Source organism: Streptomyces sp. SX-6, assembly GCF_059089585.1.
In genome coordinates this window covers 184203-206357 of sequence record NZ_JBTHHU010000012.1, presented here as the reverse complement: position 1 = coordinate 206357, position 22155 = coordinate 184203, and the positions used below count along the sequence as shown (strand labels likewise).

At 71.7% G+C, this 22155-nt stretch carries 20 protein-coding genes; 13 read left to right on the top strand and 7 right to left on the bottom strand.

The features are described from left to right. The 6 genes from ACV530_RS17735 to ACV530_RS17710 form a co-directional block, all read left to right on the top strand. Positions 1-488: GMP synthase (glutamine-hydrolyzing) (locus ACV530_RS17735; protein WP_494333468.1), on the top strand; the 488-nt coding region annotated here is incomplete at its 5' end. Positions 489-623: 135 nt separating this feature from the next. Next, positions 624-1481 (top strand): alpha/beta fold hydrolase, encoded by an 858-nt coding sequence (locus tag ACV530_RS17730; protein WP_494333467.1) that lies wholly within the window; start codon positions 624-626, stop codon positions 1479-1481. A 93-nt stretch (positions 1482-1574) separates the two neighbouring features. Continuing rightward, positions 1575-2189, top strand: coding sequence for a Uma2 family endonuclease (locus ACV530_RS17725; RefSeq protein WP_494333466.1), 615 nt, complete (start codon positions 1575-1577; stop codon positions 2187-2189). A 79-nt stretch (positions 2190-2268) separates the two neighbouring features. Next, entirely contained in the window at positions 2269-3078 is an 810-nt protein-coding gene (locus tag ACV530_RS17720) for a class II aldolase/adducin family protein (protein WP_494333465.1), read from the top strand. Positions 3079-3214: 136 nt separating this feature from the next. Next, the gene (locus ACV530_RS17715) at positions 3215-4222 is read left to right on the top strand and encodes a L,D-transpeptidase (protein ID WP_494333464.1); all 1008 of its coding nucleotides are present in this window, start codon (positions 3215-3217) and stop codon (positions 4220-4222) included. Between the two features lie 166 nt (positions 4223-4388). Then, positions 4389-4889: a DoxX family membrane protein gene (locus ACV530_RS17710; RefSeq protein WP_494333463.1), complete on the top strand. Its 501-nt coding sequence runs from the start codon at positions 4389-4391 to the stop codon at positions 4887-4889. A 13-nt stretch (positions 4890-4902) separates the two neighbouring features. Here the strand turns inward: ACV530_RS17710 and ACV530_RS17705 are convergent, their stop codons facing one another. Then, positions 4903-5160: a hypothetical protein gene (locus tag ACV530_RS17705; RefSeq protein WP_494333462.1), complete on the bottom strand. Its 258-nt coding sequence runs from the start codon at positions 5158-5160 to the stop codon at positions 4903-4905. Beyond that, the gene (locus tag ACV530_RS17700) at positions 5147-6514 is read right to left on the bottom strand and encodes a PspC domain-containing protein (RefSeq protein ID WP_494333461.1); all 1368 of its coding nucleotides are present in this window, start codon (positions 6512-6514) and stop codon (positions 5147-5149) included. Before ACV530_RS17700 ends, ACV530_RS17705 begins: the two co-directional genes overlap by 14 nt. A gap of 162 nt (positions 6515-6676) precedes the next feature. On the opposite strand from ACV530_RS17700, the gene ACV530_RS17695 reads away from it, so the two are divergent. The 4 genes from ACV530_RS17695 to ACV530_RS17680 all read left to right on the top strand — a co-directional run bounded on the left by ACV530_RS17695 (position 6677) and on the right by ACV530_RS17680 (position 11628). Then, a complete protein-coding gene (locus ACV530_RS17695) occupies positions 6677-8257 on the top strand; it encodes a serine/threonine-protein kinase (protein ID WP_494333460.1) in 1581 nt (526 codons plus the stop codon). 124 nt (positions 8258-8381) lie between these two features. Beyond that, on the top strand, positions 8382-9686 hold the full coding sequence (locus ACV530_RS17690; protein WP_494333459.1) for a PspC domain-containing protein: 1305 nt from the start codon (positions 8382-8384) through the stop codon (positions 9684-9686). Then, positions 9683-10375 carry a LuxR C-terminal-related transcriptional regulator gene (locus ACV530_RS17685; RefSeq protein WP_494333458.1) on the top strand — a complete coding sequence of 231 codons (693 nt, stop codon included), beginning with the start codon at positions 9683-9685 and terminating at the stop codon, positions 10373-10375. Before ACV530_RS17690 ends, ACV530_RS17685 begins: the two co-directional genes overlap by 4 nt. A gap of 134 nt (positions 10376-10509) precedes the next feature. Next, entirely contained in the window at positions 10510-11628 is a 1119-nt protein-coding gene (locus ACV530_RS17680; RefSeq protein ID WP_494333457.1) for an alpha/beta hydrolase, read from the top strand. A gap of 28 nt (positions 11629-11656) precedes the next feature. Here the strand turns inward: ACV530_RS17680 and ACV530_RS17675 are convergent, their stop codons facing one another. Continuing rightward, positions 11657-12715, bottom strand: coding sequence for a C40 family peptidase (locus ACV530_RS17675; protein WP_494333456.1), 1059 nt, complete (start codon positions 12713-12715; stop codon positions 11657-11659). A gap of 279 nt (positions 12716-12994) precedes the next feature. Between ACV530_RS17675 and ACV530_RS17670 the strand changes: the two genes are divergently transcribed. Both ACV530_RS17670 and pcrA read left to right on the top strand, forming a co-directional pair. Beyond that, positions 12995-13348, top strand: coding sequence for a hypothetical protein (locus ACV530_RS17670; protein ID WP_494333455.1), 354 nt, complete (start codon positions 12995-12997; stop codon positions 13346-13348). 57 nt (positions 13349-13405) lie between these two features. Further along, on the top strand, positions 13406-15838 hold the full coding sequence (gene pcrA / locus ACV530_RS17665) for a DNA helicase PcrA (protein WP_494333454.1): 2433 nt from the start codon (positions 13406-13408) through the stop codon (positions 15836-15838). 21 nt (positions 15839-15859) lie between these two features. On the opposite strand, the gene ACV530_RS17660 is transcribed toward pcrA, so the two are convergent. Both ACV530_RS17660 and ACV530_RS17655 read right to left on the bottom strand, forming a co-directional pair. Continuing rightward, positions 15860-17272, bottom strand: a complete 1413-nt coding sequence (locus tag ACV530_RS17660) for a M23 family metallopeptidase (protein ID WP_494333453.1) — start codon at positions 17270-17272, stop codon at positions 15860-15862. A 231-nt stretch (positions 17273-17503) separates the two neighbouring features. Beyond that, on the bottom strand, positions 17504-18304 hold the full coding sequence (locus ACV530_RS17655) for an esterase/lipase family protein (RefSeq protein WP_494333452.1): 801 nt from the start codon (positions 18302-18304) through the stop codon (positions 17504-17506). Between the two features lie 352 nt (positions 18305-18656). On the opposite strand from ACV530_RS17655, the gene icmB reads away from it, so the two are divergent. Beyond that, positions 18657-19070 (top strand): coenzyme B12-dependent isobutyryl CoA mutase small subunit, encoded by a 414-nt coding sequence (gene icmB / locus ACV530_RS17650; protein ID WP_494333451.1) that lies wholly within the window; start codon positions 18657-18659, stop codon positions 19068-19070. A 38-nt stretch (positions 19071-19108) separates the two neighbouring features. Here icmB and ACV530_RS17645 read toward each other — a convergent pair whose 3' ends face one another. Then, positions 19109-20707, bottom strand: a complete 1599-nt coding sequence (locus ACV530_RS17645; protein ID WP_494333450.1) for a DUF5691 domain-containing protein — start codon at positions 20705-20707, stop codon at positions 19109-19111. A gap of 44 nt (positions 20708-20751) precedes the next feature. Further along, a complete protein-coding gene (locus ACV530_RS17640; protein ID WP_494333449.1) occupies positions 20752-22098 on the bottom strand; it encodes an SWIM zinc finger family protein in 1347 nt (448 codons plus the stop codon). Positions 22099-22155: the final 57 nt, after the last annotated feature.

Below are 22155 nucleotides of genomic sequence, written 5' to 3'. Positions count from 1 at the left end.
CCGAGGACCTGGAGTTCAAGCTCGTCGAGCCGCTGCGGCACCTGTTCAAGGACGAGGTGCGCATGGTCGGCCAGGAGCTCGGCCTGCCCGATGAGATCGTCCAGCGCCAGCCCTTCCCCGGCCCGGGCCTGGGTATCCGGATCGTCGGTGAGGTCACGCGCGAGCGTCTGGACCTCCTGCGCGAGGCCGACGCCATCGCCCGCGCGGAACTCACCGCCGCCGGCCTCGACGCCGAGATCTGGCAGTGCCCGGTCGTCCTCCTCGCCGACGTCCGCTCCGTCGGCGTCCAGGGCGACGGCCGCACCTACGGCCACCCCATCGTCCTGCGCCCGGTCTCGTCCGAGGACGCCATGACGGCCGACTGGTCTCGCCTGCCGTACGACGTGCTCGCACGCATCTCCACCCGGATCACCAACGAGGTACGCGACGTCAACCGTGTGGTGCTGGACGTGACCAGCAAGCCGCCGGGGACGATCGAGTGGGAGTAGTCCTCACTCCCTGAACCCGCTTGGCCGCGCCGCCTTCTCACCGTCTTCAGACGGTTGAGGGGGCGGCGTTGTCGTTGTATGGTCGAAAGGCGAGACGAAACGTATCGTTGCGCATTGCGTGGGAGGGATTGTCTTATGCACCGCACCGTCAACGTCGCCCCTGGGGTCGACCTGTGGACCGAGTCCCGTGGTGAGGCCGACGCCCCGGCGCTGCTGCTGATCATGGGCGCGAACTCGTCCGGGCTCACCTGGCCCGAGGAGTTCGTCGACACGCTCGCCGAGCGGTACTTCGTGATCCGCTACGACCACCGCGACACCGGCCGCTCGACCTGGGCGTTCGACCAGCACCCGTACCGCATCGCCGACCTCGCCGACGACGCGCTCGCCGTGCTCGACGCGTACGGCGTCGAACGGGCGCATGTGTTCGGCATGTCGATGGGCGGCGTACTGGCCCAACTGCTCCTCGCCGACCGCCCGGAGCGGCTGACGGGCGTCACCCTCCTCGGTACGTGCGCGATCAGCGAGGCCCCGTACACCGACGCCGACGGGACGTGGATACCGGTGGCGGAACTTCCGGGTCCGGACCCGCGCCTGCTGGAGTTCTGGTCGCGGCCGGTGGAGGACCACGGACTCGAGGCAGAGCTGGATCACAGGGTCGAGCACTGGCGTCTGCTCAGCGGCGATCAACTCCCCTTCCACGCGGAGGACTTCCGCGCTCTCGAACGCCGCATCATCGAGCACACCGGCCACTACGACCCCCCGACCGCACACGCCCGTGCCGACCAGTCGGACCTGGTGCGCACCGAGGCCCTGGCACACACCACGGTGCCGGTCACGGTCGTCGAGTCCCCGGCCGACCCGGTGTGGGGGCCGGCGCATGCGCGGCACCTGGCGCAAGTGATCGCGGGGGCACGGCTGGTGACGGTGCCGGGCATGGGGCACGCGGTGGCACGGGAGTGCGTGCGGGGGCTGGCGGGGGCGGTGGGTCAATGACGGGGGAGTCGTTCGTTCGTTTGGGCGGCGGCGTGGGGGTTTGCGGTCGGTAGGCTGGTCGTACAGGCGAGACTCCGTCGCATGGGAGCAACCATGAGCGCCGCACGTGAGTACGGGCTTGAAGAGGACTACGAGTGGGCCCGTCCGCCCATGGGCGGCTGGACTGCGGACGACCTTGATCGGCTTCCGAATCTTCCTCCGCACACGGAGCTGATCGACGGGAGTCTCGTCTTCGTGAGCCCGCAGACCAACTTTCACACGTGGACCATGCGACTGCTGGACAATGCGCTGTGGACACAGGCGCCGGATGGTCTGGAAGCCATTCGGGAGATGACGATCAAGGTCGGCAAACGGGACAGGCCGGAACCCGACCTCCTCGTGGTGCGTGCCGATGCGGTGATCGGTCCGAAGCAGACCTGGTACGCGCCTGAAGACGTCGTCCTCGCTGTGGAGGTCGTGTCCGAAGACTCGGAGCAACGTGATCGCGAAGTCAAGCCGCGCAAGTACGCGGCCGTCGGCATCCGGCACTTCTGGCGGGTGGAGGAGGGTGACGGCGGCCTGCCGGTTGTTTACGCGTACGAGTTGGATCCGGCCACTCATGCGTATGGCCTTGTCGGCATCTATCACGAGCAGTTGAAGCTGTCCGCCCCCTTCGACATGGAGATCGACCTCACCGCTGTCTACAGGCGCCCGCGCAAGGGCAATTGACCACACACCCCTGGCCCCCGCTCGTACCCGGCGGTAGCTTCCGGTTCGTAGTCACGGATCAGCCGGAGGAGAGCCGTCGATGTCCGAACAGCCGCAGACCGCGCCCGTACCGCCCGTTCCCATCCCCACCGAGCGGCTTCAGTTCGCCATGCCGCCCGTGCACGAGTCCGTCGAGGACGAGCGCATGTACCGCAAGCAGCGCCTCGCGGCGGCGCTGCGGCTGTTCGGGCGGTTCGGGTTCGAGGAGGGGGTGGCGGGCCATATCACCGCGCGGGACCCGGAGTTCACGGATCACTTCTGGGTCAACCCCTTCGGGATGTCGTTCAAGCACATCACCGTGAGCGATCTGATCCTGGTGAACCACCAGGGGCAGGTCGTCGAGGGCCGTCACCACGTCAACCAGGCCGCGTTCGCGATCCATTCGCAGATCCACCGGGCCCGCCCGGACGTCGTGGCCGCCGCGCACAGTCACTCGACCTACGGGCGTGCTCTGTCCGCGCTGGGGCAGCTGCTCGAGCCGATCACGCAGGACGTGTGCGCGTTCTACGAGGACCACGCGCTCTTCGACGACTACACGGGCGTCGTCGTGGACGAGGAGGAGGGCCGCCGGATAGCGACCGCGCTCGGTCCGCACAAGGCCGTGATCCTGCGCAATCACGGGCTGCTGACCGTCGGGGACTCCGTCGACGCGGCGGCGTGGTGGTTCATCACCATGGAACGTTCCTGCCAGGTGCAGCTGGTCGCGAAGGCGGCCGGGAAGCCGGTGCCCATCGAGCCGGCGAACGCGAAGCACACCCGTGATCAGCTCGGCAACGACCTGGTGGCGTGGATCAACTACCAGCCGCTGTATCAGCAGATCACGCGCAGCGAGCCGGATCTGCTGAGCTGACGGAATCGGGCAAACGGAACCGTGCGGAACGGAACCGGCCGGGGCGCTTTGCCATCTATTTACCTGGGGAGGTTGGGGCACTGTGCCCCGGCTTGTCCTTGCCCGGAACCAGAACCGTCGTAGGAGCACCAGCACCATGCGCCTGTCCCGTTGCATCGGGCTGTCCGCCGCCCTGGCCCTGGCCGGCCTGGCCGTCACCGGATGTGGTGGTGGCGCCGAGGCCGAGGGGCGGCCCGGGGCGGCCTCGCCGTCGGCCCCGTCGTCGCCATCCTCCACGGCCGTCACGGAGAAGCCCGCTCCGGCCGCCGTCATGCTGCGGAACGCGGCCAGGGCCGCACGTCCGGAGATCACGCCGTCCGACGGCGAGACCGTCGGCGTGGGGCAGCCCATCGCGATCGTCTTCAAGCAGCAGAAGGTGTCCAAGGAACTGCGGGCCGGGATCGAGGGGCGGCTGAAGGTCTCCACCTCGCCGAAGGTGCCCGGGGCGTGGCACTGGAACGAGTCGAAGGGCGACACCCGCGTGCACTTCCGCCCCGAGAAGTACTGGCCCGCGGGCACCAAGGTGACCCTCGACGCCCGGCTCGCCGGGGTGAAGCTCGCGGAGGGCGTGGCGGGCGACCGGGACCGGAAACTGTCCTTCACCATCGGCGACTCGATGACCAACACCGTTGATCTCAAGGCCCACACGCTGACCGTCGCCCGCAACGGCAAGACGCTGCGCACCATCCCGATCAGCGGCGGGGACGAGAAGAAGTACAAGACGCGGGACGGGATCAAGACGATCCTCGCCAAGGAGGGCCGGGTCGTCATGGACTCGCGCTCCATCGGCATTCCGCGCAATCACCCCGACGGGTTCTACGGCGCGTACGACTTCAGCATGCGCGAGACGATCAGCGGCGAGTTCGTGCACGCGGCCCCCGACAACGCGGAGGCGTTCGGCAAGGAGAACGTCAGCCACGGCTGCATCGGCATGTCCACGGTGAACGCCAAGTGGCTGTACGGCCTGAGCCGCAAGGGGGACGTGGTCCAGGTCACCGGGAGCTCCGGGAAGCCGATGGACCACTTCGGCAACGGCTACGGCGACTGGAACCTGACCTGGGAGCAGTGGCTGGCGGGCAGCGCCCTGGGCATCCGCACCGGCTGAGGCCGGCTGAGGCCAGCTGAGGTCCCGCCTGAGGGTGACGCCGTTTTCCCCAAGCGGGCCGCTGTCCACAGCACTGAGCGCGCATCGGACCTTTTCCGTATGGTCGGGTGTGACGAACAAGGCGAACAACCGGACGAAGCCGGGGGCGGGAAGGGCGGTGGGCGGTATGTCAGGCAGCGCAGCTTCAGCTGTGGCACTCCTGAAGCGGTATCCCTTGCTGCCGCTTCGCGTCTTCCTCGGCGTCACGTTCATCTACGCGGGGCTCGACAAGCTCACGGATTCGGCTTTTCTCGCCGGCAGCGGGCCGGGGTCGCTCGGGGACCTGATGCGCTCGGTGCGCGACACGGCGGCGATCCCGGGTCTGGTTGACCTGGGCCTGAAGAGCCCCGTCGTCTTCGGGTACGCCTTGGCCATCGGCGAGGTGGCGGTCGGGCTCGGCACCCTCGCCGGGCTGTTCGCCCGGCTCGCGGCGGCCGGCGGGGCGCTGATCTCGCTCAGCCTGTGGATGACGGTCAGCTGGACGGCCACCCCGTACTACTACGGCAACGACCTCGCCTATCTGATGGCGTGGCTGCCGCTGATACTCGCGGGCGCGCCCCTTCTCTCGGTGGACGCGCTGCGAGCGCGGCGCGGGGGGCGTGCCCGGCAGAGGCGGCTGTTCGGCTGATTCGGCTAACCGGCTAAGGGACGTCCTCGGTGGGCCGTTCCGTGCGCCGGGCCCGGCGGCGGATGGCGTAGGCGAGCGAGGAGACGAGACCGGCGAGGCAGAAGCCGACGGCCAGGGCGGGCAGCAGGACATAGGAGGGGAAGCGCCACCAGCCGTGGGCCGCGGCGAGGTAGGCCAGGCCACCGCCCAGCAGCACCAGGCCGACGACCAGCTTGCCGGGCTCGAACTCATGACGGCCGACCGCACGGCGGCGGGATTCATCGGGCTGCACGGAGCACCTCCACCCGGCCGAGGCCGGTCTTGAGCCGCAGGTCCAGGGTGCCGCGCGAGGTGTGCCCCGCGGTCGGGTGCACGGTCACGTGCTTGCGCTGGCCGGTCTTGATGTCGACGTCGTCGGGCTGGGCGCCCGGCAGCCTGACGTACCCCAGGCCGACCTCGACGGTCAGCTCCGCCGTGACGTCGTCGGGGATGACCACCTTGAGCTCTCCCGCGCCCGCCTCGGCGCTCGCGCTGACCACCGGCGCGTTGGGGCCGGAGCTGCGGGGTCCGGAGCTGGGGGGCCAGGGCAGGGCGGTCAGGTCGAGCACGCCGGAGCCCGTGCCGATCCGGTACTCCGGCTGGACGGCGGCCGTGCTCGTGGGCCGCCATGTCGACTTGGTCCACTCGGCGGTGACCGACTTGGGCAGGGCGGCCGCGCCCGTCATCAGCACGGCGGTCAGCACGGCGAGGACGACCGTGCCGCCGCCGACGCGGCCGTACCAGGCGCTGACGGCGATGCCGATGCCGTAGACGGCGACCGCGCAGGCCAGGCCGATCTCCAGCGAGGTGCCGAGCGGACGGCCGTGCCAGTACAGGCTGGTGCTGAGCCAGAAGGCCGCGAGGGCCAGCAGCGCCGTCCAGCCGCCGAGCTGCCGCCCGTCACGGACCCGCTGGGGCTGCTTGGGCATGGTGGCGGTCCGCGTGTCGTGCGGGCCTTCGGCCGGAACCCTTTCCGACCCTCCTTCCGGCCCCCACAGGTATCCCATGCCGCTGCCCGCACCCGCAGGCGCGCCGTCCTTGACGAGCGGGTCGCGCCACCAGGACGGGGCGTCGGGCGGCGGCGGTGCCAGGGTCTCCGGCGGGGCGTCCGGCTTCTGGGACATCTGCAGCCCGTGCGCGGCGGCCGAGGCCTCCTCGCCGTCGGTCAGGCGGCGCTGCCGCGACCAGTAGGCCGAGCCTATGAGCGCGAACGACAGCATCAGGGAGAAGGCCATGGCGCCGCTGTTGTTGAGCATCGACAGGAACAGCCCGCAGCCGACCAGCGCGCACAGCACCGCCGTCAGCCCCGGCCCCTCGACCCGCCCCGACAGCAGCTTGCGGCCCTCGTTCTCCTCCTCGCCCTCCAGCGGGATGAGCAGCCACGCGAAGCCGTACACGATCAGCCCGACCCCGCCGGTGGCCGCCAGCACGCCCAGGACCACCCGGAAGATCACGGGGTCGATGCCGAAGCAGCGCCCCAGCCCCCCGCACACGCCGGAGATCACCTTGTGCTCACGGCTGCGCCGCAGCAGCGGCCCGGCGGCCCGGGGGGCGTCGGGAGGAGCGTCCGCGGGCGGCGGGCTGTCGGCGGGGGGCGCATCGGTCATGAGGACATGGTGTCAACCGGAACACGAGTGCGGCATCCGTGACGACCCTGGCCGTTCCCTGAGATCACCTGAGATCACCCCTGAGGGAGGGCCCGGTTAGGGTGGCTGCTCGAACAAGCGGCGGAAAACAAGCGGCGGAAAAGCGGAAAACCGGAGGGCGCGGTGTCAGACAGCGGTCGGCTGCTGGCCGGACGGTACCGGCTCCTCGAGCGCATAGGCCGCGGCGGTATGGGCACCGTCTGGCGTGCCGAGGACGAACTGCTGGCCCGCCAGGTCGCCGTCAAGCAGTTGCACGTCCCGCTCGGCGTCGCCGAGGACGAGCTCGCGACCCTCTACGAGCGCACCCGCCGCGAGGCCCGCAGCGCGGCCCGGATCAGCCACCCCAACGTGGTCGTCGTCCACGACGTCGCCGACGACGACGGACTCCCGTGCATCGTCATGGAGTACGTGCCCTCCACGACACTCGGCGACGTCCTCAAGACGGGCCCCCTGTCCCCGGAGGAGGCCGCCCGCGTCGGGCGCGGCATGATCGCCGCGCTGCGCGCGGCCCATGCCGCCGGGGTGCTGCACCGCGACGTCAAGCCCGGCAACGTTCTGCTCGGCGACGACGGGCGGGTCGTGCTCACCGACTTCGGTATCGCCTACTCCGTGGGCAGCTCGACGCTGACCAAGACCGGCGAGATGGTCGGCTCGATCGACTACATCGCGCCCGAGCGGGTCAAGGGGGCCAAGCCCAGCCCGGCAGCGGACCTGTGGGCGCTCGGCGCCACGCTGTACCGCGCGGTGGAGGGGCACACCCCTTTCCACCGGGACACCCCGGTCGAGACGGCGTACGCGATCGCGGTGGATCCGCTGGAGCCGCCGAAGTCGGCCGGACCGCTGTCCCGGCTGATCGTGGCGCTGCTCGCCAAGGATCCGGACCTGCGCCCTCCGGCCGAGCTGGTCGAGCAGATCCTGCGCGAGCCCGCGGCCGAGCCCGATACGGCCTCGTTCGCGACGCCGCCGCAGCCGCGCCCCGAGCCGGCAACCGCCCCGGTGACCGCCCCCGTGACCGAGCCCGTCACCGTGCCGGCGTCCGGGCCGGGGGAGCAGGCCGCCGTGGGGCGGCCCGCGGACGGCCGACGGCGTCGCGGCGTGCTGTGGGCCGTGGCGGCCACCGCGACCGCCGCCGCGCTCGCGGTCGGCGCGTTCGTCCTGGCCCCGGACGGCGGCAAGGACGACGACGCCGCACCCCAGAACAGCCCCGGCGCGACCCCGTCCGCCACGCCCTCCCCGACGCGGTCCGCGCCGCCCGCCGTGCCCCACGGCTACCGTCTGGCGACGGAGGACAGGCTCGGCGTCTCCTTCCCCGTGCCGAAGGGCTGGACCCGCAAGGAGAAGTCGGCGGTCGAGGTCAACTACGTCGACCCCACCGGGCTCGTGGGCATCCGGGTCAACGTCCTGGACTTCGCGGGCCCCGACCACGTCGAGCACTGGAAGGACGTGGAGGAACAGCTCAGGACCAAGGTGCGCGGCTACCGGCGGGGCCGGCTGCAGCCGACCGTTTACCGCGGCGAGCCCGCGGCGGTCTGGGAGTTCACCTTCACCGGTCGCGCCCGCGAGTACCGGGCCATCGACCTGGGCTTCGGGCGCGAGGGCGGCGACGAGTACGCCATCTACCTGTCCGCCCCCAGCGCCGACTGGGACCGCCACCGGCCCGTCTTCGACGCGGTCCGCGACGGGTTCCGCACCCGCGGACGGTGAGGGGACAACGGTTGAGGGGGCATCAGGGCATCAAGGCATCGGGGGGCATCGGGGTCCGTAACCCCGGGTCCGATCAGGGACGACCCCGATACCGTGGCGGGCCCGGGCGTGTGACGATCGACGCATGACCGGCGCACCGACGACGCAGCCCCGGGCCGGCGCCGCATTCGCGCCGCCGCCCGCCACCGACCACACCCCCGTGCGCAAGCTCTACCGCAGCGCCGAGGGGCGGATGCTCGGCGGCGTCGCGCGCGGCCTCGCCGGTCACCTCGGCGTGCCCGTGTCGTGGGTGCGGCTCGTGTTCCTGGCGCTGCTCATGGCCCAGGGCATCGGCGCCCTGCTGTACGCGGTGTTCTGGTTCGTCGTGCCGCTCGGCGTCGGCGGGGTCGAGGCGCCGCGCGCGGCGGAGGGCGAGGGCGCGGGCAGACCCCTCTTCGCCCGCAAGCCCGACCGGGGCCAGGTCTTCGCGCTCCTCGCGCTGATCGTCGGCGCCGCGATCCTCCTCGACCGCCTCCACCTCGGCCGGGCGAACGTCTATGTGTGGCCCCTGATCCTGATAGGGGCAGGCGTCGCCCTCGTCTGGCGCCAGGCCGACAACGCCCGCCGCGCCCACTGGATGGAGGTCAGCCGCCGCAAGCGCGTCCTGCCGCTCGCGCGCGGCGCGGCCGGCGTCGTCCTGGTCGGCGTCGGCGTGACGGGCATCGTCGTCCTCCAGGGCTCGGCGCAGCACCTGGGCACGGTGCTCCAGGCATCCCTCGCCGTCCTGGTCGGCATAGCCCTGCTGGCGGGCCCCTCGGTGGTGCGGATGACCCAGGACCTCTCCGCCGAGCGGACGATGCGCATCCGCGCCCAGGAGCGGGCCGAGGTCGCCGCCCACGTCCACGACTCCGTCCTGCACACCCTCACGCTCATCCAGCGCAACGCCGAGGACTCCCGCGAGGTGGCCCGCCTGGCCCGGGCCCAGGAGCGGGAGCTGCGCGCCTGGCTCTACAACCCGGAGGGCCGGGGCAAGGACGAGGCGGAGGAACCCGAGACCCTGGCGGAGGCCGTCAGGGCGGCCGCCGCCGAGGTCGAGGACTACCACGGGGTGCCGATCGAGGTCGTCGTGGTCGGCGACTGCCCGCTCGACGAGCGGCTGCGGGCCCAGCTGCAGGCCGCCCGTGAAGCCATGGTCAACGCGGCCAAGTACGGTGGCGACGGCGGCGCCGTCCAGGTCTACGCCGAGGTCGAGGGGCGTACGGTCTTCATCTCCGTGCGCGACCGGGGGCCCGGCTTCGATCTCGACGCGGTGCCCGACGACCGGATGGGCGTCCGCGAGTCGATCATCGGCAGGATGCAGCGCAACGGAGGCACGGCGCGGCTGCGATCCGTGCCCGACGGGGGCACCGAGGTGGAGCTGGAGATGGAGAGGGCGGAGCAGGAGTCATGACGAACGGGTCGATGATCGAGTCCACGGAGCGCCGGGTACGGGTCGTGCTGGTCGACGACCACCGGATGTTCCGCACCGGAGTGCAGGCCGAGATCGGGGCCACGGACCGCACGGGCGTCGAGGTCGTCGGGGAGGCGGCCGACGTCGACCAGGCGGTCTCCGTGATCACCGCGACCCGTCCGGAGGTCGTCCTGCTGGACGTCCACCTGCCCGGCGGCGGCGGGGTGGAGGTGCTGCGCCGCTGCGCCGCGCTGTCGGGTGCCGCCGAGGCGCCCGTCCGCTTCCTCGCCCTGTCCGTGTCCGATGCCGCCGAGGACGTGATCGGTGTCATCCGGGGCGGCGCCCGCGGCTATGTGACCAAGACCATCACCGGCACCGACCTCATCGACGCGATCTTCCGGGTCAGGGAGGGCGACGCCGTCTTCTCCCCGCGCCTGGCGGGCTTCGTCCTCGATGCCTTCGCCTCCACGGACGCCCCGCCCGTCGACGAGGATCTCGACCGTCTCACCCAGCGTGAGCGCGAGGTCCTGCGCCTGATCGCCCGGGGCTATGCCTACAAGGAGATCGCCAAGCAGCTCTTCATCTCCGTGAAGACGGTGGAGTCGCACGTCTCGGCGGTGCTGCGCAAGCTCCAGCTCTCCAATCGCCACGAGCTGACGCGCTGGGCGACGGCCCGCCGTCTGATCTGACCGATCGGGGGGCCGCGAAGGGAACCTTTACGGCCGCTTCACCGTCTAAACAGGCGAATCTACAGAACGAAAGGCTCTCGACAACGCAGGGCCGCGGCCCTGTCCGGGCCCGACAATCCGGAGACGAGAGCCCGATGAGCCTGACGGGGACGCCCTTTTTCCTGACCACGATCGTTTTGACCGTGGTCGCCCTGATACTGCCGCTCGCATTGTGGTCCAAAGTCGGCGGACCCAGAGTGCTGCGGCATGTGGCCCGGTTCGTCATGCTGCTGTTCGCCCAGGTGACGGCGATAGCCATGGTCTTCGTGGCCGTCAACAACGCCAACGGTCTCTACGACAACTGGGACGACCTCCTCGGCACCGGCGACCACGTCAAGGCCGCCGCCGACCTCGGCGCGGACGGCACCGGCGGCAAGCACCTCAAGGACCTGCCGAAGGTCAAGGCGGACTTCAAGCCCGTCTCCGACCCTCGCATGGGCGAGGGCGTCCAGCAGACCAAGCTCAAGGGTCAGCTCTCCGGGGTCGAGGGCGAGGTCTATGTCTGGCTTCCCCCGCAGTACAACGACCCCAAGTTCAAGGACAAGAAGTTCCCGGTGGTCGAGGTGCTGCCCGGCTTCCCCGGCTCGGCCAAGGCCTGGTTCGGCAGCCTGAACGTCAACACCCAGCTCAAGCCGATGATGGAGCAGGGCGAGGTCGCGCCGTTCATCATCGTCGCCCCCCGCACCACCCTCCTGGCCAATGGCGTCGACACCGGCTGCGCCAACATCCCGGGCACGGTCAACGCCGACACCTGGCTCAGCTTCGACGTCCGCAAGATGGTCGTCGACAACTTCCGCGTGGCCGAGAAGCCCGACGGCTGGGCCGTGGCCGGCTACTCCGCCGGTGCCCACTGCGCGGCCAAGCTGGCCATCGCCCACCCCGACCGCTACCGCGCCGGTGTGAGCCTGTCCGGCTACAACGACCCCATCGGCGAGCGCGTCTCGCTCACCGCCAAGTCCCCTCAGCTGCGCGACGAGAACAACCCGCTGAAGATGCTCGCGCGGGCCAAGACCCCGCCCAAGGTGGCGCTGTTCATCTCCGGCCAGGAGCGCGACGGTTACCTCGGCGGCATGGCGATCAAGAAGATCGCGAAGGTGCCGACGACCGTCCGCGTGGAGAAGATCCCGGACGGCGCGGGCGGGCACCGCACCTCCGTGTGGAAGACGCAGATCCCGGACGTCTTCCGCTGGCTGACGCAGCAGGTCACGTACTGACGTACCGAGCGGGCACCGGAGCGTGTGCCTAGTCGGGCCGCGAGGCGCCCGCGAAGGGCATGGAGTCGACCGGTGCCAGGCGCACCGGGGCGCCCGGATGCGGGGCGTGGATCATCTGCCCGTCGCCGACGTAGATCCCGACGTGGCTGATGCCGGAGTAGAAGAACACCAGGTCCCCGGGCGCGAGCTGGTCCCGGCCGATCCGGTGTCCCGCGTTGATCTGGGTGTAGGTGGTGCGGGGCAGTGACACGCCCGCCGCCTGCCAGGCCGCCTGCGCCAGCCCCGAGCAGTCGTAGGCGGACGGCCCGGTGGCGCCCCACACATAGGGCTTGCCGAGCGCGGAGTAGGCGAAGGCGACCGCCTGCGAGGCCCGGGACGACGGTGCCTGGGCGGTGGCATCGGCCGCCGGGCGGGCGGGCTGCGCGGCCGCCGGGGCGGCGGCCGCGCCGGAGTCACCGCTCTCGACCGCGTCCCGGTCGGCGGCCGGCAGCCGGGCCAGCAGCTGCTTGGCCGCCGCCAGCTTGGACTCGATGGTGCGCTTGTCGCGGGCGAGCGCGTCCTGCTCCCGCCCGAGCTCCTCGAGCTTGCCCTCGGCGGTCGTACGGACCTGCTGGACGTCCCGCAGCTCGTGTCGCACCAGGTCGACCGCCTCCGCCTGCCGGCCGCCCGCGCGGTCGGCCAGCGAGGCCTGGTCCAGGAAGCGCTGCGGCGTCGAGGAGAGCAGGAGCCGCACCGTCGCCGGAATGCCGCCGTCGCGGTACTGGGCGGCGGCGAAGGACCCGAGGGCGTTGCGGGCGGAGTTGAGGCGCTCGGTCTTGCGGGCCGCCTCGTCCTGCAGCCGGTCCAGTGCCGAGCGGGCCCGGTCGGCCTTCTCCCGCACCCCGTCGTACCGCTCGGTCGCCGCCTCGGCCTGCTGGTAGTAGCGCGAGATCTCGGCCTTCACCTGGTCGGGGCTCTGCGCGGGCGCGGCGTGGCCGCTGCCCTCGAGGACGGTGGCGGTGGCGGCGCCGGCCAGGGCCAGGGTGGCCGCCGTCCGGGCGGTGCCGCCGACGAGCGGGTGCTGCTTGGGCTTTCGGTGCGACGCCACGGTGGCCGTCACTTCCTTCCGGTCCGGCGCAAGTCCTGGCCGGCGGTGGCCCGTACGAGGGGGGAGAGGGAGGACCACCGCCGTCTGGGGCAGGACGCTAAACCGCGGGGTCGCGCGGTAACGCGCATGACCGTTAATTTCTGGAATCGGCGGTGACTTGACCGACGGAAGCTGTGCTTCCGGCCTGTATGGAAGGAACCCCGTCCGCGCTTGATCGAGTGAGGGAAAATGCCCTACATCGCGACAAGTGGGTGGTATGGCCTACTAGGGTCGGTTGCCATGGACGTACTCATCAACGCCGTCATCGGTCTGCACATCGTCGGCATCGCCGCCCTGCTCGGCGGCTTCCTGACCCAGCTGAAGGCCATGCGCACGGGCGAGGCCCGCATGGTCCCCGCCATGCTGTACGGCGCGCTGACCATGCTGGTCACCGGTGTGGCACTGGTCGGACTCAACCAGGCCGAGGGCAACGCGATCAACACCCTCAAGATCAGCGTGAAGCTGGCGCTGCTCGTCGTGATCCTGGGCCTGGTGTACGTCAAGCGCGACGAGACGCGGGTCGAGACCTCCGCTTTCGGCACGGTGGGCGCCCTCACCACGACCAACATCTTCATCGCGGTGCTGTGGACGTAATCACGTCTGTCCGGACCAGGGCCGGCTGTCGGCGGTGGCGCCTAGACTCGGACAACGATGAGCAGCCTCTTTGACGACAGCTTCCTGGCGGACCTCGCCCCCTCGGACGAGGAGACCCCGCCGCCCCCGGAGGACGCGGCTCCGGAGCCGGTGCCGCACGACCTCTTCGGGGGTGCTTTCGACGCCCCCGTGCCCAGGGAGGCGTATTACCGCGACGGCGCCGCCCGCCCCGTCGTGGACCCGGCCGCGCTGCTGGAAGGGCTCAACGACCAGCAGCGGGCCGCCGTGGTGCACTCCGGCTCGCCGCTGCTCATCGTGGCGGGCGCGGGGTCCGGCAAGACGCGGGTGCTCACGCACCGCATCGCCCACCTGCTGGGCACACAGGGGGTCCACCCCGGCCAGATCCTCGCGATCACCTTCACCAACAAGGCCGCCGGCGAGATGAAGGAGCGCGTCGAGCAGCTCGTCGGCCCGCGCGCCAACGCGATGTGGGTGATGACCTTCCACAGCGCGTGCGTGCGGATCCTGCGCCGGGAGAGCAAGAAGCTGGGCTTCACGTCCTCCTTCTCGATCTACGACGCGTCCGACTCGAAGCGGCTCATGGCCCTCGTCTGCCGCGACCTGGACCTCGACCCGAAGAAGTTCCCGCCGAAGTCGTTCAGCGCGAAGATCTCCAACCTCAAGAACGAGCTCATCGACGAAGAGGCCTTCGCCGCCCAGGCCGCCGACGGTTTCGAGAAGACGCTCGCCGAGGCGTACGTGATGTACCAGTCGCGCCTGCGCGAGGCCAACGCCCTCGACTTCGACGACATCATCATGACCACGGTCCACCTCCTGCAGGCCTTCCCGGACGTGGCCGAGCACTACCGCCGCCGCTTCCGGCACGTGCTGGTCGACGAGTACCAGGACACCAACCACGCGCAGTACACGCTCGTGCGCGAACTGGTGGGCACCGGCGAGGAGCCCGGCGAGCTGTGCGTCGTCGGTGACGCGGACCAGAGCATCTACGCCTTCCGCGGCGCCACCATCCGCAACATCCTCCAGTTCGAGGAGGACTACCCCGACGCCACCACGATCCTGCTCGAGCAGAACTACCGCTCCACGCAGACGATCCTCAGCGCCGCCAACGCGGTCATCGAGCGCAACCAGAACCGCCGTGCCAAGAACCTGTGGACACAGGCCGGCGCCGGCGCGACCATCACCGGATACGTGGCCGACACCGAGCACGACGAGGCCCAGTTCGTCGCCGACGAGATCGACCGCCTCACGGACGCCGGGGACGCCAAGTCGGGTGACGTCGCGGTCTTCTACCGGACCAACGCCCAGTCCCGTGTCTTCGAAGAGATCTTCATCCGGGTCGGGCTGCCCTACAAGGTCGTCGGCGGCGTGCGCTTCTACGAGCGCAAGGAGGTCCGCGATGTGCTCGCGTATCTGCGGGTGCTCGCCAACCCCGAGGACACCGTCCCGCTGCGCCGCATCCTCAACGTGCCCAAGCGCGGCATCGGCGAGCGCGCCGAGGCCATGATCGACGCACTGGCGCTGCGCGAGAAGATCAGCTTCTCGCAGGCGCTGCGGCGGGTGGACGACGCCTACGGCATGGCGGCCCGCTCGGCGAACGCGGTCAAGCGCTTCAACGTGCTGATGGAGGAGCTGCGCACGATCGTCGAGTCGGGCGCCGGGCCCGCGACCGTGCTCGAGGCGGTCCTGGAGCGCACGGGCTATCTCGCCGAGCTCCAGGCCTCCACCGACCCGCAGGACGAGACCCGCATCGAGAACCTCCAGGAACTCGCCGCCGTGGCCCTGGAGTTCGAGCAGGAGCGTACGGAGGAGGAGCCGGGCACGCTGGCCGACTTCCTCGAGAAGGTCGCCCTCGTCGCCGACTCCGACCAGATCCCCGACGAGGACGACGAGGGCGCCGGCGTCATCACCCTGATGACGCTGCACACGGCCAAGGGCCTGGAGTTCCCGGTCGTCTTCCTCACCGGCATGGAGGACGGCGTCTTCCCGCACCAGCGGGCCCTCGGCAACGTCAAGGAGCTGGAGGAGGAGCGGCGGCTCGCGTACGTGGGCATCACCCGGGCCCGTGAGCGCCTGTATCTGACCCGGTCGAGCATGCGCAGCGCCTGGGGCCAGCCCTCCTACAACCCGCCGTCGCGGTTCCTGGAGGAGATCCCCGGGCAGTACGTGGACTGGCGCCGCACCGGGCCCGCGACGCCGTCGGCGTCGATGTCCGGCCTCACGTCCGGCGGTTTCCCGTCCGCGCGGTCCGGCGGCGGCAAGGCCGGGCCGAGCGGCTTCGCGACGCGCCGTACGAAGGACCGTCCGGTGGTCTCCCTGGCCATCGGCGACCGGGTCACGCACGACTCGTTCGGGCTCGGCACGGTCGTCGCGGTCAAGGGCAGCGGCGACAACGCCGAGGCGACGGTCGACTTCGGCCAGGAGAAGCCGAAGCGGCTGCTGCTGCGTTACGCGCCGGTCGAGAAGCTGTAGGCCCGAGAAGGGGCAGGGCCGTCAGGTCGGGTCGAGGTCGTGGCCGCGCAGCCACGGCAACGGGTCGACGGCGGAGCCGCCGGGCCGTACCTCGAAGTGCAGGTGCGGTCCGGTCGAGTTGCCGGAGTTGCCCGAGTAGGCAATGACATCACCGGCTTTGACCGGCCCGGAGTGCATCTGGTAGTTGCTGAGGTGGCAGTACCAGGTCTCGGTCCCGTCGGGTGCGGTCACTATGGCCATGTTGCCGTAGGCCACGTTGTACTGGGTGCGGACGGTGCCGTCCGTGGCGGCCATGACGGGGGTGCCGTAGCTGACGGGGAAGTCGATGCCGGTGTGCACCGACATCCAGTTGACGCCCGCCTGGCCGAAGTAGGCGCTCAGGCCGTGCTGGGCGACGGGGAGGACGAACTTGGGCCGCGCGGCCTCCTTGCGGGCCGCTTCCTCCGCCTTGCGCTTGCGCTCCTCCTCCTGGCGCGCCTTCAGGTCGAGCCGTTCCTGGGTGCGGCTGGCGCGGCTGGCGAAGTCGTCGGCTCCCTTGCTGAGCCCGGCGAGCTGGGTGTCCAGCTTGCTGTTGGCCGCCGAGGGCGGCACGGCCGAGGGGTCGAGGGCCGCGGTCGCCTGGGTGCGCGAGGTGTCGTGCTGGGTGCTGGAGGCGACGGACGCCGCGGCGATGCCCGCCACGCCCATCACCGCGACCGAGGGCACGGCGACGGTGAGCAGTGCCTTGCGGCGCGGGCGGTAACCCTCGCGTGCGGTGGCGCCCTTGCGGCGGTTGCGGCCGTGGCGGAGCTCGGAGGAGCGGTCGTCCGGCAACGGGTCGGGCTCGCCGGGCTGGGGCGGGATGAGGACCGCTTCCATGGTCCGGGTGTCGAACGCGGCGACGGACTGCGCCTCCGCTTCATCCGGGGCCGGAGCCGGGGCCGGGGTCCAACCCGACGCGTCCGGCGTGGCGGCGTCCGGCTCCGGGAAGGCGGCCATGAGCGTGGGGTCGTGCGGGGGAGCGGGCTCGCTCACGGTGGCGTACGCGCTGGTGTCCCAGGTCTGCGTCTGCCCGCCGGCCTCGCCCGTCCAGCCGGTGGTGTGCCAGGCGTGCCCCTGCCCCGAGGTGTCCCAGGTCTGTGTGGCCTGGGTGTTCCAGGCGTCCTGCGCGGGCTGCCCCCAGGCGGTGCCGTCCCATTGGCCGGAGGTGTCCGAGGTGTCCCACTGGCCGGTCTGCTGAGGGGCGTTGTAGGCGCCGAGGTCCCAGAACTGGGTCTGGCCGGAGGTGTTCCACTGTCCGGTGGTGTCCCACTGGCCGGTGTCGTGGCCGTGGGTCTCGTATCCGGTGTGGCCGTATGCGGCGATCTGCTGCTCGTACGAGGTGTAGTACCCATACGCGGCATCGGGAGCGGGAACGGTCGGGGCCGGGCCCGCCGACGGGTGACGGTCGTTCACCACCACTTCCATTTCGCCTTGGGAGCAGGAGAAGTAGCGGCGACTGTACCCGGCGGTATGCGACGCCCACAATCTTCCTCACGTTTTGAATCATTGACACCTGGGCAATTGGCCGCCTTTCGGTGGACTGAATCCCCTTGAGTCGCCTTGGTGTTCGAAAAATGTCCGACATTTGTCGGGCTGAGGGAGAGGGCGGGGGAGAGGACGGGTGGGGACGGATCCGGGGCCGGGTCAGGCGACCGAGACCGCTCCCGTGCCGCCGAACGCCTCGTCCGCCATGGTCAGCGCCTGCCGGACGGCCGCCGCGACCGCACCGTGCACGGGGAGCGCGAGGTGCCCCACGCCGCTGACTCTCACGTTGCACGCCAGCAGATCCGGGTGATCGAGACAGGCGGTCTCGGCGGGCACCATGATCTGGTCGAGGTCGCTCCAGAAGCTGATGAACCGCGTGCCGCAATGGGGTGCCGGTTCGGCCAGCTCTTTGATGACGTCGGAATCCGGGCGCATCTGCCGGACGAGAGGGTGCGCGGACATCAGGGGTGCCACCCGGGTGCCGTGGTGCGGAGTGCCGAGGGTGACCAGAGTGCGGACCCGGGTGTCCCCGCCGAGCCGTTGTGCGTAGTACCGCGCGATCAGGCCGCCCAGGCTGTGCCCGACGACATCGATGTGCTGCCGGCCGGTATGTGCGCAAAGCGCCTCCACATGGCGGCCCAGGAGAACGGCGGTGGTGCGGATGTCGCAGGTGAGCGGCGAGTAGTTGAGGGACGTCACCTGGGGCCAGCCGTGCCGGCGGAGCGAGCGGCGGAGCAGGGCGAAGACCGAGCGGTTGTCGATGAAGCCGTGGAGCAGGAGGACGGGCCTGGGCCCGCCGCTCTCCGCGCAGGGGACGGAGGGAGCCGGTCCGCGCTCCTGGGCGATGCCGGTCGGGTAGAGCAGTGCGTGGCCGGTCAGGATCGCCAGCTCCAGCACGGTGGACCGCACCAGCGCACGTGAGGGAAGTGCGACGGTGGAAACAGCGGGCAAGGCCCCCATGGCCGACCTCCCGGGTGGTGCGCACGACACCTGGCCCGGTGGCCGCCCCGGTGGGGCGGTGCGGGCGTGCAGGGGTCTCGTGGCGGCTCTCCTCGCGGCCGACCCGCGGTCCGGCGGCTGCGTACGGTGCGGCCATGTGCCAGGGGCACTGCGGCGGCGGCCTGGGCGAGACGCGGGGAGACGGGAACGGCGCGTAGTGAACGTGGTGTCCCACGTGTGATTTCCCCCTCGCCCTCCTTCGCGAAACGGCGGGTTGCGGGATGCTGGAGACACCATCGTTCGACACCCCCGGCCCGCCGGGCGAGGGGGGATCCCCGCGGCCCGCCGGCAGCAGGCGCACCTGGAGGCAGTGATGGGCGTGACCGGTCCGATCCGTGTGGTGGTGGCCAAGCCGGGGCTCGACGGACACGATCGCGGTGCGAAGGTCATCGCGCGTGCGCTGCGCGACGCCGGTATGGAGGTCATCTACACCGGACTCCACCAGACGCCGGAGCAGATCGTGGGCACCGCGATCCAGGAGGACGCCGACGCCATTGGCCTGTCGATCCTCTCCGGTGCGCACAACACCCTCTTCGCCAGGGTGCTCGAGCTGCTGCGGGAGCGCGACGCGGAGGACATCAAGGTATTCGGCGGCGGCATCATCCCCGAGGCGGACATTCCCCCGCTCAAGGAGAAGGGGGTCGCTGAGATCTTCACCCCCGGCGCCACGACGGCCTCGATCGTGGAGTGGGTCAGGGCCAACGTGCGGCAGACGGCCGGGGCCTGACCTTCGCGGGGTGACGGCCGCCGGGCGTGCGGTGCGGGTCATGGCGCCAGCTCCGCCCGCATGGCGGCCCGCAGCCGCAGGGTGCCGACGAGGCGCTGGAACGCCTCCGTCCAGTAGCCGAGGGCACCGGGCGGGCAGGCTGTGTCCGCTGCGTCTCCGGGCTCGTCCGGGAGGCCGACGAGGGCCTCCAGCCGGCCGGCCTGCGCCGGGTCCAGGCAGCGCTCCGCCAGGCCCATCACCCCGCTGAAGCTCCAGGGATAGCCCCCGGCCTCCCGCGCGATGTCGAGGGCGTCCACGACGGCTCTGCCCAGCGGCTCCGCCCAGGGCACCTCGCACACCCCGATGAGCCGGAAGGCTTCGGAGAGCCCGTGCGTGGCGATGAACTCGGCGACCCACGCCGCCCGTTCACCGGCCGGGAGCGCGGTCAGCAGTCTCGCCGGATCCCGCCAGGACGAGCCCGCCGGGTCGGGGGGCGTGGCGGCCGGGCCCAGCAGGGCCCTGGCCCACTCCGCGTCCCGCAACCGGACCGCGGCTCGGCACCAGGCCGCGTGCAGATCCGGCTGCCAGCCGTCGGCGACCGGCAGGGCGACGGCCTCGGCGGCGCCCGCCACCCCGAGGCGCGCGGGCCAGACGGACGGCGGCGTCGCCTCCACCACCTGGCTCAGCCACCACGACCGCGTGCCCCGCCCGGACGGCGGTCTGGCGGTGATGCCGTCCCGCCGCATGCCGCTGTCGCACTCATGGGGCGCCTCGACCACGACGATCGGTTCCGCGCGGCACGTACGGTCCACGGCGACGCAGGCGCGGGCCCGCTGCGTCATCCGGGCCGAGAGCGCGGAGTCCGGGAGCGCGGTGAGGAGTTCGGCGGCCGTGGCCCGCACATTGCGGCTGCGGTCGGACAGGGCCTGTTCGAGGAACGGCTCGTCCGCGGGGGAGAGCTCCTCGCGCAGGGAGTCCAGGAACATCAGCCGGTCCTCCGCCCGTTCGTTCGCCCAGGTATCGGCCAGCAGTTCGCGGGCGGCGGCCGGGTCACGGCGCCGGACGGCCCCCAGGACAGCGGCGCGCTCGGCGAACAACCCCTCCCGCCAGACGCGCTGTTCGGCCTCGGCACCCGCGCCGGGCGCGACGGCCGCCCACTCCGCAGGGCAGGCGCGCAGCACGTATGCCCACTGCGGGTTGAGACGGGCGAGCCACAGCGCCCGCGGGCCGCCGAGGACGAGGGCCTCCTGCCGCAGATCGCTGCGCGCCCGGGCGGCATCGAGCAGGGCGGGCAACAGGACGTCCGGCGCCCGGTAGCCGTACCGGTTCGCGGCGGTCAGCCACTGCGGCAACAGCTCGACGAGGTCGGGCGCGGCACCGCGCCGGCCCGCGCCGGGCCCCGTCCGGTCGGCGAGCAGCCGCTCCAGGCGCTGCCGGGCGGCTTCCGGCAGGGGAGGGCGTGGATCCTCCGGTGCGGGCGCGGGCCGGGCCCGGGCGGTGACCGGCAGGGCGGCTGCCCGCCGTCGCACGGTGTGCAGTGCCGCCGCGTCCAGCAGTGCCAGGGCCGGTTCCTGCCCGGGGCGGGACGGGACCGGCGCCGGGCGCCGGGCGGTGCCCAGCAGGGCGGCGGTGACGAGCTCCTCCCAGGTGGCGTGCATGTGCGTGTCTCCCATCGGCCGTGGAACGGGTGGTGTCGCGGGTGTCAGAGCGCGGCCGGCTCGGGGCTCCACGCCGCCAGGGGCGTGAAGCCGCGGTGGCCGTACTCGCCGAATACGGTCACCGGCCGGCCGCCGGATATCGCCGCGAGCCGCCACAGGCCCGCTCCCTCCTCGCATCGCCTGTCGACCGGGAGCGCCGACTCGCCCTCGCCGTCGGCCAGTTGCCATCCGCTCCCCGTGTCCGGCACCGGGATCACCGCTTCCAGAACTACGGGCCAGGCGTCCAGCCAGGGATCCCCGCTCAGCGCCTCGCCATACGCGTGGAGGGCCGCCGCGACATCGCCGCCCGGCGGCGCCGGACAGGGTTCGGGCGCCCCGTGGCGGGTGCCGAGCGCGGCGCGCAGCGGCCGGGCCGACGGGTGGAAGACCAGGTCGGCCTCCAGGGCGAGGCCGACCGGCAGGGACAGATCGGGTGCCCGGCCGCCCGCTCCGTACGAGAGGAGCAGCGCCATGCGGCCCGTGGCCCGGCCGCGGAGCCAGATGCGGCGAGTGGTCAACCGGCCGTCGTCACCGTCCTGTTGGGCCAGCACCTGCCAGTGGTCGCGGACGGGTGTGGCGGAGGCCAGCAGGCCTGCCGCGTCCGGGGCGGTGCCGACCCGGGCGCGCACCGTCGCGGCGAGGGGTTCCGGCAGCCGGTCGGAGTGCAGGCACCCCTGGTTGAGGGTGTGCAGCAGCGAGCACTCCTCCAGCAGGCGCGAGGCCCGCTCCGCGCCGGAGTGCCGGGCCGACGCCAACTCACGTACGCGCGACGCGAGTCCGGGCGCCTGGGCGTCGACCATGCGGGCAGCCGCCTCCTCCCACTGCCCGTCCGCGGTGGCCTCCGGCGCCGCGAGCCCGCCCCGCATGAGATCCACGAGCCGCTGCTCCAACTCTGCGGCGCCCATGGCGACGCGCTGGGCCCGCCGCTCCGCGCGGCGGCGCGCCGCCTGCGCGTCGCCCACTGTCGTGGCCTTGGGGTGCGGGCGGGATTCCCGGGCGGCTCGCCGCCGCTTCAGCCACGCATCGGCCCAGTCCGGCGCAACGGCCCCTTCCGGAACGGCTTCAGGGCCCGATGTCCACAGCAGCAACAGGCCCAGCACGTGCTTGCACGGGATCTTCCTGCTCGGGCAGGTGCAGTGGAAGCCGGGCCCGTCGGCGCCGGACAGGTCGGCGACGACCTGGTACGGCTCCACGCCGCTGCCCGCGCACAGGCCCCACACCACATCCCCGCGTGCACCCGCGCCCGACCACGCCCCGGGCGCGGAGAATCTGCTCCCGGCCTTGCGTGACACCTCGTCAGGAGCCAGTGCGAGCACGTGCTCCGGCGTCCGGAGTTCCCCCTGCGGATTCATGACTCGAAGCTAGGACACCCCACTGACAATCGGCCTTCGGCGGAGTGAAACCGCAGG

What these genes read in the sequence shown, in the direction of transcription:
- ACV530_RS17730 (WP_494333467.1), top strand. Translation starts at nt 624, where the DNA reads ATGCACCGCACCGTCAACGTCGCCCCTGGGGTCGACCTGTGGACCGAG.
- ACV530_RS17725 (WP_494333466.1), top strand. Translation starts at nt 1,575, where the DNA reads ATGAGCGCCGCACGTGAGTACGGGCTTGAAGAGGACTACGAGTGGGCC.
- ACV530_RS17720 (WP_494333465.1), top strand. Translation starts at nt 2,269, where the DNA reads ATGTCCGAACAGCCGCAGACCGCGCCCGTACCGCCCGTTCCCATCCCC.
- ACV530_RS17715 (WP_494333464.1), top strand. Translation starts at nt 3,215, where the DNA reads ATGCGCCTGTCCCGTTGCATCGGGCTGTCCGCCGCCCTGGCCCTGGCC.
- ACV530_RS17710 (WP_494333463.1), top strand. Translation starts at nt 4,389, where the DNA reads ATGTCAGGCAGCGCAGCTTCAGCTGTGGCACTCCTGAAGCGGTATCCC.
- ACV530_RS17700 (WP_494333461.1), bottom strand. Translation starts at nt 6,514, where the DNA reads ATGACCGATGCGCCCCCCGCCGACAGCCCGCCGCCCGCGGACGCTCCT.
- ACV530_RS17690 (WP_494333459.1), top strand. Translation starts at nt 8,382, where the DNA reads ATGACCGGCGCACCGACGACGCAGCCCCGGGCCGGCGCCGCATTCGCG.
- ACV530_RS17685 (WP_494333458.1), top strand. Translation starts at nt 9,683, where the DNA reads ATGACGAACGGGTCGATGATCGAGTCCACGGAGCGCCGGGTACGGGTC.
- ACV530_RS17680 (WP_494333457.1), top strand. Translation starts at nt 10,510, where the DNA reads ATGAGCCTGACGGGGACGCCCTTTTTCCTGACCACGATCGTTTTGACC.
- ACV530_RS17670 (WP_494333455.1), top strand. Translation starts at nt 12,995, where the DNA reads ATGGACGTACTCATCAACGCCGTCATCGGTCTGCACATCGTCGGCATC.
- pcrA (WP_494333454.1), top strand. Translation starts at nt 13,406, where the DNA reads ATGAGCAGCCTCTTTGACGACAGCTTCCTGGCGGACCTCGCCCCCTCG.
- ACV530_RS17655 (WP_494333452.1), bottom strand. Translation starts at nt 18,304, where the DNA reads ATGGGGGCCTTGCCCGCTGTTTCCACCGTCGCACTTCCCTCACGTGCG.
- icmB (WP_494333451.1), top strand. Translation starts at nt 18,657, where the DNA reads ATGGGCGTGACCGGTCCGATCCGTGTGGTGGTGGCCAAGCCGGGGCTC.
- ACV530_RS17645 (WP_494333450.1), bottom strand. Translation starts at nt 20,707, where the DNA reads ATGCACGCCACCTGGGAGGAGCTCGTCACCGCCGCCCTGCTGGGCACC.
- ACV530_RS17640 (WP_494333449.1), bottom strand. Translation starts at nt 22,098, where the DNA reads ATGAATCCGCAGGGGGAACTCCGGACGCCGGAGCACGTGCTCGCACTG.